Raw genomic sequence first — 13,148 nt, 5'->3', positions numbered from 1 at the left:
TTTTTTTTGCAAAGTTGGTTTTATAACATCTTAAAGTCAGTAACCTTCGTTACTTTAAAAAGTCAGAACTTTATCACTTGCAGTTATTTCCTTTGTCAATTCTGCCATTGTACTGATTTCAGCTTTCTCAACAAGTTCAATATTCTTTAAACCGCGAGCTTCCAAACAACTTCCGCAAAGTAAAAGTCGTGTTCCTTTTCTGGTTGAGAGTTTGAGCATTCGCTCAATGTTATAGTAGCCGTTTGAAGTGTTTTGGTTCGGAATAGCGCAATTCACTCCATCTGCTAATAGGAAGATTACTACTTCAGTTTCAGGAAAGTCCTTGTTCAGTTGATTGGCAATTCTTAAAGCGTTGAACGCCTTTTCAGCTCCATACGGTGCGTCATTTATAATTATTAATATTTTCATTTCAGAATGTTTTTATGTAGTGTTATGTCTTTTTTTTTTAGCAGGCACCTAACATTATAGGATCAAATCATATAAACCACGGGCGAAGTTTATTTTGGTCGCCGTAGAACAATAGGGTGTCAGTTTTATGCTTACTATGCTATGGGGATTAAATCCGTTATATTTTATCCCAAGTTAGGAATTTTTGCTTTGTGCAGTGCAGGGGGATTTTTTTTTCTTGTTTACCTTAAGCGCGGTAAATTAAAAAAGGTAGCCGGCCAAAATAAATCCCAAGGAGGCTTTGCCTATAAAAGTTGGACGGGTCCAATAACGAGATACTCGGCCCTGGCCTATCGGCTGGCCGAATACTAAGTTATTGTGTGCGTTCATGTTTTTTATTGAGTGGGCAATTTTACTCCCGTATTTTTGAGTTCCACCAAATCGTTTTAAAGGCCGATAAAGTCAGTTATATTGAACTCCAAAACTTCACAAGATAGTCACAATGCGAATTTCCCTTGATTATTGAATAAACTACCGAATTCCACTTCTTCCTTTTAGGTTTAAATTTACTGTATATTCCAAGTGTCTTGACCCATTTAAAACAACACTCAGGAAAAGAGGATAACGGAGAAAAAAAAATTAATTCATTTAATGAGTATAATCAGGTTTTTTCAAGATTTTGTCAAGGCACTCCTCATGACAAAATGAAGAAATTCGTAATACAAAGCACTACCATTGAAATTTGGAATAGTTATAATGACCATTATGACCTTTGCCATAATTCTAGATATAAAAAGTATCAAATTGTCCCGAGAGATTTAATAATAGCCAGAGAATCTTTAGAGTCCATTCTAACGTATTGCACAGATAATTTAAAGTAATTTCAAATGTTTGCCAACATTAGAGGATTAAATCATATATGGATATTCAGGTGAAGGTTTTTGTGTCCTTAGTATACACCTGACCTATTATTTCTGCTTCTGACCTTTACCGGATCGCCCTATAATTTGTCCATAAAAAAATCCTTGAAAAGTAAATTACCGGAAACCGCAATTTGAGATGTTTCTAGTTTTGTTGTGGCAAAAACGAAATGAAATACTCAATTTAGAAAAAACTTTGGGCACAGAAACTAAAACTGGAAGCTTACACTTTCACCTCAGAAAGAAAACGGATCCGTCAATAAAATATTCGGCCCCGGCCTATTGGCGGATGGGATACTTAGTAATCATGGTTGGTTATTTATCAAATAATCCAGATTTTGCAAGTTGCCTGGATATCTGATGCAAATTGTTTATCAATAGGTTACCATCACTATCAAAGTTACGGGTTCCAAAATACGCGATGACCAAGTCACGACTGGGCGAGATGTATAGCCCTTGTCCACCTCCCCCTTCCTTGAAAAAATCACCATCACTCATAACTATATCCCATTGGTAAGTAGAATGTCTTGGAGGCTCGCCATCTACTAAATGTTCAGCAGTAATTGGATCATCATAAATAAATAGATTAATTGGGCCTGATTTTTTTATAATTTCAGGTCGGCCACCCTGTTGTATTTTCTTAATGTAAGCATCTGGTATAAAATTATAGGGAGCAATTCTACCCGATGGAGTGAATAACAGTCCAAAACGGGCATGATCTCGTAAAATGGCACTTAAACCTCCCATATACATCCTGTCATTCGCATTCGGTAAAAACATCAGTGCATCGGATTCTGCACCCATTTTTTGCCATATACATTCTTCCATCAGCTGAATAGCTGTTCTATTTGTAATTCGCTCGATGATCCATCCCAAAACTTCAGTATTTAGCGAGAAGTATTCATAAATCTGCCCAGAAGGCCCCGTCTTTTTGGCAGGAGCAAGTTGGTCCGACGGTCCACCTTTAGAATTGTCATTACCGATCCAGCCATTCTCGTTAAAGAATATTTGTGCAAAAAGATTATCGTCAATCCCCATTCCTGAAGTCATGTCCAGAACATCAATAATGGGAACTTCTCCCCAGTCAGTGCCTTTAAGTTCTGTTAAATATTCCGATACTGTTTTATGAACTTCTATCTTACCTTCCATCTCCAGCAAACCAATAAGAGTTGAAACATATGGTTTGGTAACCGAGTAACTGTGATGCTTGTAGTAATCCTTCATGTTAGGATATTCTTCAAACACGATTTTGCCCTTATGCAAAATTATCATGCCATCTACCAAAGGACTTTTTATATACTCCTCTAGTGGGATAGATCCTTCTTTGGTCTCAGTAACGAATTTTTCGACATCCTCCCTCAAATGATAGCCCAATTGCCGGATAGGGCCAGATCGGCTAAGGATCTGATGGGGCCAAAATTCAGACATATGTGAATTGATATATCGAGTGAAATCCCCACCTTTATTCGATTGTTGATGGATATCAAATTCGACATGAATGGCTTGTATTTCATCCAAAGTGTAACCTTTAAACTCCTGTGCAAGAGAAAAATAAAAGAAAAGTATATTCACAAGAGTCACTATTGTAGGTTTCATTTAATTAAATTATAATTAACCACGACATTATAGTACTAAATCAAGTATGCCAATGGCCCAGCTCAATTTAATCCACCGTTGTACCATTCGGTGTCAGTTTTACGCTATCCTTGTTATTTGATTTTGATTCTTTTTGTTCTTTACCAATTTAGTAATTTTTGGTTAATATAAGCAAGGTATCAGAACAGAAGCGGCATTTAAGAATGCCTAATGACGGATTAAATCTAATACTAGAAACTGTTCAGGTTTTATTTATGGATACTTTTTCGAATTATTTTTTTTAATGGCCGGGCTATGGAAAAAAATTAAAACTCAACGGAATAGGGGTTGTCCGGGGATAAGCCATGGATAAGCCATAGATGAGCCGTATATAGGTCGTATATGAAATGAGCATGACCATAATTTGGTCTCAAACTCAAATGAAGATATGCGAATTACACCCGCCTGAACGATGTAGTCGGGCAGGTATGACCGCTAAAAAACCTGTCTACCGAACAGGCAGGCAATAAATATCTACATATGAAAATAAGGAAACAGGCTGGATCTACCCCTTTTTGGCGCGCTAAAATAGCTCCGTTTCAAGGCACTTTTTACCTTTCATGGACGGTAAAATACGCTCTGGGATCCCTTGCGGAAAACGAAGGCAAAAGGCAGTGCCTTTATTAAGGTATTTTTTTTCCATAAGAATATTTGCATAACCACAACAATTGTTCTTGATCCCCGATTTGCTCTTTGGTCATTGTACCAAAGAAATCGTGAATGAATCTTGTCAAGAAAATTAGTTGATTTGACTTAGAATAGAGATATTTCCAGCCGGTTAATTATATACTCATATTTCACATACCGTTCCACAAGCAATTAGCACTTCAACATTTACTTATATCGCAGATTTAGAATAGGTCTTAAGTCGCTAATTTCTTTTTTAGTTCTTCCAACTTTACTTCAGTCAGTGGCTTTTCAAAATAAGCGATAACACAGGGATATTTTCCTGCCCTTTTCAGGTCATTAGGATGTATAGATGATGTAAGGATTGCAATCTTCGTGTTCTTGCAAGGAGCTTTCACCTTCTTTTCCTCCAAGAATTCCCACCCATCCATAACGGGCATATTTATATCCAGAAAAATAATGTCCGGACATTCCTTTTCCAAGTGTTTGCAGGCCTCCATTCCGTTCAGCACCTCTTCCACATTCTGGAAACCTGCACTTTTTAGAATTATTCTAGAAATGAAGTTTGTTGTTTCATCATCTTCTACGAGTAATACATTATTCATCTTTTCTATTGTTTAAATAAACGGTAAACAAAGTTCCTTTATTAGGCTTACTTTTAACCTCAATGCTTCCTCCATGTGCAACTACTATGGATTTAACAATATACATTCCAACACCCTTTCCCTCAACGTGTGTATGCAAGCGCTTGAACAGGCCAAAGACTTTTCTTCCGTACTTTTCCACATCAAAGCCAAGTCCGTTGTCCTTCATTGTGAGACAAACACTTCCATTCACAATACAAGTTTTTACTTCTATTTTCAACAACTTATTCGGACTTTTGTATTTTACCGCATTAGTTAGTAAGTTTTGAAGGACACTTTTTAAATGTAAGGGTGGATATTCGATTTCAGTACATTCCGAAAAGTCAACACTTAAGATGGTATTCGTGGAATTGAGCTGTTCGGTTATGCTTTGCGCAACTTCGTTGAATACATTCTCGAATACCAAATACTCCTTCTTGTCCTTAAGTGTAGTTTTAAAATTAATTACCTCATTAAGTGTGAAAATTGTTTTATAGATCTGGTCAATATTATTTTTTAATTTAGAGAATAATTGAATATCCGCTTGGCTTGAAAGTCTGTCGGCATTTATCATTTCTGAAAGAACATTTAGGTTGGTAATGGGTGCTTTGAGATCGTGAGCGGCCACATAGGCAAACTCCTCAAGTTCTTTCGTCTTAATTTCAAGTTTTTTAGAATGGAATTCCACCCTAGCCATTTCAACTTCTAAGGCTGTATTCAGTTCCTGCATCTTAGCTTCTGCTCTTTTTCGCTCAGTAATGTTTTCAATATGGACATGAATTATCGGTGTATCTCCTAAAATATACTTACATGGGGTAACCTGAGCCGAAAAAATCGATCCGTCCTTTCGTCTAAACTTAGTCTCGGTGCTCAGCCATGTACTATATTTCATACTTTCTAAAACATCGGAGGAATGCTCAATCTCATCTTCGGTATGTAAATCAAATATGCTTTTCTTCAACAATTCGCTTCTGGAAAAGCCAAATTCTTGTAGGGCACTATCATTGACCTTGATGATGTTCATTGCCATGTCATGGACTATTGTTGGGAAAATGGAGTACTTGAATATTTGTTCGTATATATCACCACCAACATCAATCTGCTGAAAATCTCTCCATGGATTTGATAAGTCCGAATAGCCATCTTTATTATTTTCATTCTTCATATCCCTTAAACCTCTGTTATGAACTTATAGTAATCAACTTGTTTGTATTTAAAAATTCAAAATATGAGGAGCCTTTTTTTGGCCGACCATATAAGCAGGTATCTATATCTAATATAAGAAAATGTCTTTATGCCATAAGTAGTTTAGGAAAAAATATTTTCGGACCCAATTTTTTACTGAAAATAATAAAGTTGATTTCTAAACGATTGACCTAATAAGTTTTATAATGCCGATCGAACTTGAACAGTCTAAGAAATTGTAGGGAAAAGCACATAGGAATTTCCGACAAACTATGAGACCTAGTTTTAACCAACAAGAATGGATGGTGCTTTCTTAAGGAGTTCGAAAAGATACAAGATAAAATTAATGGTATTTTTCAGCTTTAAAATTTTCATTTTTGCTTATCAATCATAATCTTGCTGTATAACTTAAAAAGAGGTTCCCCATCAGATCAATAGTCTTCATGAAACCTTGTTTTCATAAATATTGTCAATATTGGGATTCCTTTACTTAATTGCCAACTAACCAGTTATAACAACCAATTAAATTTGATTTCCTTGATTATATTCAAAAACTCACTAACTTCAAGTGGTTTACTAATTACACAGCATGTGTTTTTATTATATAAGGGACGTACAGCTGGCCCATTAGAGGAAAGAATTATAACAGGGATGTAATAATTGGCAAGTCCACCAATTTGTGCTAATATATTTACACCATTATGCATAATGAGTTCCTCATTGGCAATGATCAAATCTGGTACATCACTACCTTTTGGTGTTAGTATATCCTCAAGATGTGCTACAATCTCTTTACGTTTCTTCAGCAAATTTATATTATACAATGCACCATTCTGCATTAATGATTCCTTTATCAATATGGCGTCAAGGTCACAGTTTTCTATTAGCAGAATATTTTTTGAATCCATAGACATGGGGATAAGTTACTAGTAGAATTGAGCTTAATTGTTTAACTCTTGTGGCGGTGATTTATTGTATTCCGATTTAATTATTTGTAAGATTTATCCTATAAATTTTAGATATATATTACCTATAATCAAATAGCTAAAGCTGCCACGAAATCTGAAGTGTTTTGTTTATTCTGGTGAATTTTCATAACTTATTGACCCAGAACGATATACTGGACCAAAAACACTTACTAATTCTATTTTGTACCAAGCAGGTGTCCCCTTAGATTATCAAGAATATCCTTTGGAAATCCAAACCCAATATTTCTACTTTTATATACATTTCACAATACTCTTTATACATAAAGACCAACTCGCGGTATGCCATATCATCTATGAAACAGGGAGTAAAAAGGTATTACATAGTAGACTATGGAACATGGCAACCTTGTTAAAATCTACAAGAAATACCATCAAAAGATGGAGATACTTTAACAATCATATTAGTTTAACTTTTCTAGACTTAATTCGCATCCTTAGGGCTAAATATAGTCAATAGAGAACACCAATCTTTTACTTTATATGAATAAATGAGGTTAGGTATCAAATTCCAGATGTACAGGTTTAAACAATGAAAGACAGTATTACACGGTTCTACATCACTACCAATAAAAATCACAACACAGCATAAGCCACTAGGTTAGATAATGATGGATTTTATTCTGTCAGCAGAAAGTGGTTTGTGGAGAAAGCCTTGGACAAGGTCATATTTTTTAGACTTTTCAATATCACTGTCGTCCACGGAGGAAGAAACTATATGGATAGAAACATTCTCAGTTTTAATAAAATCTATATCCTCAATAGCTTCCAGGAATTTCCAACCGTCCATAACGGGCATGTTGATATCTAAAAGAATATAATAGTAGTATTCATCAGTATAATTTTCTCGAAGAAAGTTCAAGGCCACTTTCCCTTGCGAAAAAGATTTTATTCTGAAACCAGGCCTAACCTTTTCAATCATTTTTGCTGAAATATACTTGAATACAGGGTCGTCATCGACTAGTATTACCAATTTCTTCATCTCCAATAATCTTAAATTCTAATTGAACGTGTTTCGTTTACAATTTTTCCGATGATTTCGTCCAGCTCGTTACCTGATACTTTAATCTGTTTAAGCAAAAAAGGTACGTCCTCGGAATCATAGGGTGCCATGTCCAAAAGGTTAATTATTCCCAAAATGCGTGACAATGGAGACCTTACCACGTGTGATTGTGTCCAAGCGATACTCCTTAATTTTTTATTTTGGGTTTCGATGGTCTCTATATACTCTTGCCTCTCGGTTATGTCCGTTATAGCTCCCACCATACGGATGGCCTCCCCGGATTCATTCCTGATGATGGCGCCTTTGTCTATCACGGTTTTGATCCCTTCTTTTTCATGGACGATCCTATATTCCTTACTCCAAAATTCCTTTAAAGGATCAAGTAAAGTCTCTTGGAGGCTGGTACGTATTTTTGGCAGGTCGTCCGGATGAAAACTGTCTTCCCAGATTTCACTTTCATTCAAATACTTTTTTACGTTGTTCCCAAATAGCCTTTCAAATCCATGGCTTCGAACAATGACCCCATTTTCTATGTCCCAGTCCCATATGGCATCGGTAGTTGCTTTGGCCACTTTTTCAAAACGCTCGTTGGCCTGTAGAATCAAAATATCGGTCTCCTTACGCAAGGTAATGTCCTTAAAATAGACGGAAAGTCCATCGTGGCTCGGATAGACCGATACCTCGAACCATTTTCGCAAGGTAGGATAAAATTCTTCAAAGCTTACCTTCTCCCCTGTTGCCATTGCCTTATCGTATTTGACAAAAAAACCTAGTTCAACTTCATCACCATACTCCCAAAGATTTTTACCGATGATGTCCTCTCTTTTTCTTCCCAGTAAAAGTTCTGCCTGATTGTTCCAATAAGTGACTATCCACTCCTTGTCAACCGCAAAAAAGGCATCTCCGATGCTTTCCAAGATCTGGTTCTTTTCGGCATATGAGCGCTCCAGCTCTTTGTTCGTCAAGGAGGCTTCTATTGCAGCGGAAAGGTTGGTCGTAATAGTCTTTAAGAAGAAAATTTCATCATGGTTCCAGTGTTTTTCGATTTTGCAGTCGTCAAAACCAATGAAGCCCCAAAATTCCTTGTTGATAAAAATAGGAAGGACCAAAATGGATTTGATGTCCTGTTCTACAAGCAGCTTTTTGGTCACACTATCTCGCATTTCTCCTACTATTGCCTTAAATGGCTTATTTTGAGCTAGAGGCTGCATAAAATCTTGAATAGTACTAAACGGAACATTTTGAAGAGAGGGATTATTTATCTGGGAATCCACGCCTGCATTGCTCCACTCCAGGCGCTGGCTGGTTTCCAGTTCGCCGGTTTTTTCATTGACCGAATTTTGGAAATAGTATATTCGGTCTACTTTAACACACTCCCCGACCCTGCCAAATGTTTTGTCGATTACCTTGAACCAGTTATCAAAATTGAGCAGTTCTGTGTTCATTTCGGCAATAATGTCCAACTGCTCGGTCTTGTACAGGATTTTCTCATTAGCTTTCTTTTTTTGGGTTATGTCCCTAAAGAATACACTTATGCCTTCTTCCGATGGATATGCGTTGACTTCAAGCCATACTCCATAATAGTCTTCAAAAGTTATGGGCTCTTTGGTATTCATAACTTTGTGATAATTGGTGTAGGAAGGCAGGTCAACCGCATCGGGGAACACCTCCCAAAGGTTTTTACCGATCAAGTCTTCCCTTTTCACCCCGATCAGTCGCTCAGCCGTTTTATTCCAATAGGTCACCGTGAAGTCCTCCTTCATTGCAAAGAAAGCATCCCCTATACTTTCCAGGATAATATTCTTTTCCTGATAGGCCGATTTCAGTGCTGCCTCGGCCTTTTTCCTATCATTTATGTTTTTAAAATAAACCGAAATCCCACCATTGGAGGGATATGTGTTGATCTCGTACCAAGATCCATTTCCTGGATAAAGATATTCAAAGCTCTCTGCCACACCCTCCTTGGCGACCCTTTTATATAAGGTTTCAAGTTCAGTGCCCAAGGTTGGGGAAAACAGCTCCCATAGGCTTTTCCCCAGTACCTCATCACTTTTCTTCCCCAGTAAATTTTCAGCCTCCCTGTTAAAAAAGGTAAAGTTCCAGTCCTTGTCCAATGCATAGAAAGCATCCGATATACTGCCCAGGATTTCCTTGAGCTGCAACTGGGTGGTTTTCATGGTATGGATATCCTGAATACTTCCATATATTTTGGTGCACACTCCATTCACACGTTCACTTTTCCCAATGATCCGTACCCATTTTCCTCTTCCCGTACCGGTTTTTAAAAGCACTTCTTTGTCATATTCCGATCCCCTCTCAATGAGTTCCTCGATCCCTTTTTCCACTAAGGGCCTGCTTTCAGGAGTTAAAAATTCCAGACCTCCACTCAAGGTGGTATTGTAACTCCCGTCCACTTCAAATATTTTTTGGACCATGGGCGACCAATACATGACATCGCTACCTGGTGCTGCAAGCAAGTCCATTTCCCAACTGCCAATTTGGGAGAGTTCCGAGGTTTCTTCCAGGAGATGGGACAACTTCACCTCCTCCGTGATGTCAAAGACCATGGAGTTGAAGAGAATGGTGCCATCGGCCAATCTATAGGGTGTACCAAAGCCCTCATGCCAACGGATCTTTCCATTCTGCAGCACGTACCGCCATCGGCTATGCCATTGTGTAAGGGTTTCAATAGATTTTTGGATGTCCTGCAACAATGCCTTATGATCCCCTCCTTTTTTTATCCGATCCCAAATGAGATTAGCGTTTTCCTTGCACTGGGCAGGGCTAAGATTGTATATTTCTTGGGATTTTTGGCTAACGGAACTCATTTTTCCCGTCCCATCTGGATATAGGTAATATTGGAAGGTAACACCGGGAAGGTCGTTGGAGAGAGCCAAAAGTCGATGCTCGGTTTCTTTGAGTTGGGTAATATCCTGAAGGCTTCCTGTGAGCCGGACACATTTTCCATTGACCATTTCGGCCTGCCCAATGGCTTTGACCCATTTTTCGTTATGCTTGGCGGAGATAAAGGCTGCTTCATAATCAAAAGCCTCTCCTTTTTCCAAGGCCAAACCAACCTTATTTCTGACCTTTTCCCTATGATCGGCCCTATAAAAATTGATGGCGCGCTCCAATTCTGGCGTATATACCTCTGGGTCAGTCTCATGGATTTGGTGCACCCCTTTGGACCATGTCAACTTTTTACTGATCATATCCATCTCCCAACCGCCTATTTTTGCCAATCGTGAGGCATCGGAAACCACTTCCTGTAATTTTTTGGCCTTCGTTATATCTTTGGCGGTAGCGTAAACCACTCCTTCATCCATCACTATCCTGCAGTGCCAGCTTAGCCATACCAGGTTTCCAGCCTTGGTGATGTAACGATTTTCAATTTCAAAGGTTTCCAGCCCGTCCCTTATTTTTTGGACGAGTCCATCCGAGATTTCCCTGTCCTCCCCATGGATGAACTTTTCGAAGGAATTCCCCACGAGCTCATCTTCGCCATAGCCCAATATGTTGCACCCGGCCTTGTTCACTTTAAGAAAATTCCCCTTAAAATCAAACAGGCAAATAAGGTCTGGCAGGGTTTCGAACAGGTACGTCAGATCCTCCTCCATACGCTTGCGGCTTATTTCCGACCCCAAACAATCCTCCAATTTGGAAAGTACTGGATAATGGGCCTTGAAGTGTTTTTCATTTTCAGGTGTACCTACGACCATAACACCAACAAAATTGCCCTGATGTTTCAATGGAATGCCCAATACTGACTTGATCTTCGATCGTTGCGCAGCTTTCTTTCTTATAAAAAGGTTGTTCCGGTCAATGTTGCCCCAGAGTACCGATTGGCCCGTTTTCCACACCGTGCCGGGAAGGCCGTCTCCCAATTCCATTTCATAGACATCTCTAGAGTGTTCATAAAATGTTTCCCCGGCTTCATTCTTCCCAAACATGGCTGAGAAACGAAGGCTGTTCTTTTGGATACTGGGCAGCCAAACCTCGCAAAATGTGAAATCCCCGTAAAAGGTAACCAATTTACATATCCGATCCAGGGAACTGCTAAGGCCTTTCTTTTCGTTAAAGGTGGCAGAGATCTTGGCCAGAAAATTCTTTTCACTTTGGGCATTTATTTTTGTGGTAACGTCCCTTTGAATTTCAATATAATGTGAAACTGTCCCTTCGGAATCCTTAACTGGTGAAGCTGCGATATGGATCCAGTAAGGTGAACCATTTTTGCGGTAATTCGTGACAAAAATTTCACTGGGTTTCCCATCCGCCAAGGTCTTTTGGAAACGTTGCAGCGCATTCAGGTCAGTCTTAGGGCCTCTTAAGATATCAGGGGTACTGCCAATTATCTCTTCAGGTTTAAATCCGGTCATTTGGGTAAATGCCCTGTTTACATACACTATTTTTGGACCATGTCCCTCCAGGAGCGCTGCATCGGTTATCATCACGGCATCATTTGTGTGGGTTACCACACTCTCCATTAATTTCAACCGCTGTTCTTCCACACATCTAAGAGTAATATCCTGAACGGTACCTTCAAAAGAGTGAGGTTCGCCTTCTATATTACTTATTAATTTTCCACGTTCCCTTACCCATCTTCTACTGCCATCAGGAAGAAGGATACAATGTTCAAAATCCATGTCCTTGTGACCATAAAACAAAGAGGCCATGTTATCGTAAAAAAGCTCCCGGTCCCCTTTGGGCAGGAAATTCAAAATATTTTCCATGGTCAATGACATATCCCTCCTATTTCTTCCCCAAATTGCAAAGACTCCATCGGACAGACTGAGCGAATCGTTTACATAATCATATTTCCAATATCCCAAATGGGAAACATCCGAAGTCCTGGAACTTTGGTCTCCATTTTGGGTATACTTATTTTCATCCAATTGCCTCATGGCATGGGCCGTAACCATAGCACAATTTCTTTGTTGAAAAATCACCTTTTGGCACAATAACTTACAATATTTTAGTGCCCCACATTTGGTTTTTATATTTACACTTTGAAACTGGGCATATTGCTCTACTTCATTATTTGAAATTAAGGATTGAAGAATGTCTGGATCCATGACTATTTCATTAATACTAAGACCAAGAAAATCTTCCCTACCATAGCCAAATAGGCCCAAGGCTGCCTCATTGACCTCAACTATTTTACCATTTTCCAAATCATAGACCCAATTGGAGAAGGGACTACATTGAAAAAGCATACTATAATCTTTCATTTATTATTAATTATATTGTCTCATGATTATTGCTAATTCCCAATTATCATAAAGATTCCAACGTTTAAAATTCCTACAAATTATGTAAGGGATATTAATAATTCAGAACACCACATTTGTAAAACCATACAATGCCCATCATGCCAACCAAATAACCAATTCCTATCAGCTTAAAACACATACCAGTCTATGCCCGTAAAGGTAAGGGTTTTGGTAAGGAATAAAATTCCTTGGAAGGCTATTACGGTTTGGCAATTGACCGTATTCAAAATTTCCTGTTTCAATACCTCTTGACCATAGGTTCCTAGCCATTGCTTTTGGCGAAAAGCACTCCAAACCAAACATATTTTTTTTCATTCCTTAAATTTATATTTGATTTTTAGCAGATACAATTTCTTCTTCCTTCACCCCGTTGGCTCAGAGCAAATAAAATTCCTGAAACAACCAACTTATACATTAAGATTAGGCAATCTCTTACAGGGAAAAACTGAACCAGATGTAATCAAGATGGCGTAAATGTCTGGCTTTTGGATTTTTTTTACGGATACCCTGTA

8 protein-coding genes are annotated in these 13,148 nt (G+C 38.3%); 1 reads left to right on the top strand and 7 read right to left on the bottom strand.

Features of this window, described 5'->3' with window-relative positions; all coding sequences use genetic code 11:
• Positions 1 to 54: 54 nt before the first annotated feature.
• Positions 55 to 408, bottom strand: a complete 354-nt coding sequence (locus U735_RS0103380; RefSeq protein ID WP_031442477.1) for a DsrE/DsrF/TusD sulfur relay family protein — start codon at positions 406 to 408, stop codon at positions 55 to 57.
• Positions 409 to 1,622: 1,214 nt separating this feature from the next.
• A complete protein-coding gene (locus U735_RS0103370) occupies positions 1,623 to 2,903 on the bottom strand; it encodes a serine hydrolase domain-containing protein (RefSeq protein WP_031442475.1) in 1,281 nt (426 codons plus the stop codon).
• A gap of 519 nt (positions 2,904 to 3,422) precedes the next feature.
• Here U735_RS0103370 and U735_RS25450 point away from each other — a divergent pair.
• Positions 3,423 to 3,569, top strand: coding sequence for a hypothetical protein (locus U735_RS25450; RefSeq protein ID WP_157364995.1), 147 nt, complete (start codon positions 3,423 to 3,425; stop codon positions 3,567 to 3,569).
• A 236-nt stretch (positions 3,570 to 3,805) separates the two neighbouring features.
• Here the strand turns inward: U735_RS25450 and U735_RS0103365 are convergent, their stop codons facing one another.
• The 5 genes from U735_RS0103365 to U735_RS0103345 form a co-directional block, all read right to left on the bottom strand.
• Complete coding sequence (locus tag U735_RS0103365; RefSeq protein ID WP_031442474.1) at positions 3,806 to 4,174, bottom strand: response regulator; 369 nt, start codon at positions 4,172 to 4,174, stop codon at positions 3,806 to 3,808.
• A complete protein-coding gene (locus U735_RS24870; protein WP_051891853.1) occupies positions 4,167 to 5,357 on the bottom strand; it encodes a sensor histidine kinase in 1,191 nt (396 codons plus the stop codon). The genes U735_RS0103365 and U735_RS24870 overlap by 8 nt, the downstream gene beginning before the upstream one ends.
• 529 nt (positions 5,358 to 5,886) lie before the next feature.
• On the bottom strand, positions 5,887 to 6,285 hold the full coding sequence (locus U735_RS0103355; protein ID WP_031442472.1) for a response regulator: 399 nt from the start codon (positions 6,283 to 6,285) through the stop codon (positions 5,887 to 5,889).
• Positions 6,286 to 6,964: 679 nt separating this feature from the next.
• Positions 6,965 to 7,345 (bottom strand): response regulator, encoded by a 381-nt coding sequence (locus U735_RS0103350; RefSeq protein ID WP_031442471.1) that lies wholly within the window; start codon positions 7,343 to 7,345, stop codon positions 6,965 to 6,967.
• An 11-nt stretch (positions 7,346 to 7,356) separates the two neighbouring features.
• On the bottom strand, positions 7,357 to 12,594 hold the full coding sequence (locus tag U735_RS0103345; protein ID WP_031442470.1) for a PAS domain S-box protein: 5,238 nt from the start codon (positions 12,592 to 12,594) through the stop codon (positions 7,357 to 7,359).
• Positions 12,595 to 13,148 lie beyond the last annotated feature (554 nt).

Source organism: Arenibacter algicola, assembly GCF_000733925.1.
GTDB lineage: Bacteria > Bacteroidota > Bacteroidia > Flavobacteriales > Flavobacteriaceae > Arenibacter > Arenibacter algicola.
The sequence above is the reverse complement of the archived record's forward strand: the minus strand, read 5'-3'. Positions and strand labels throughout refer to the sequence as shown.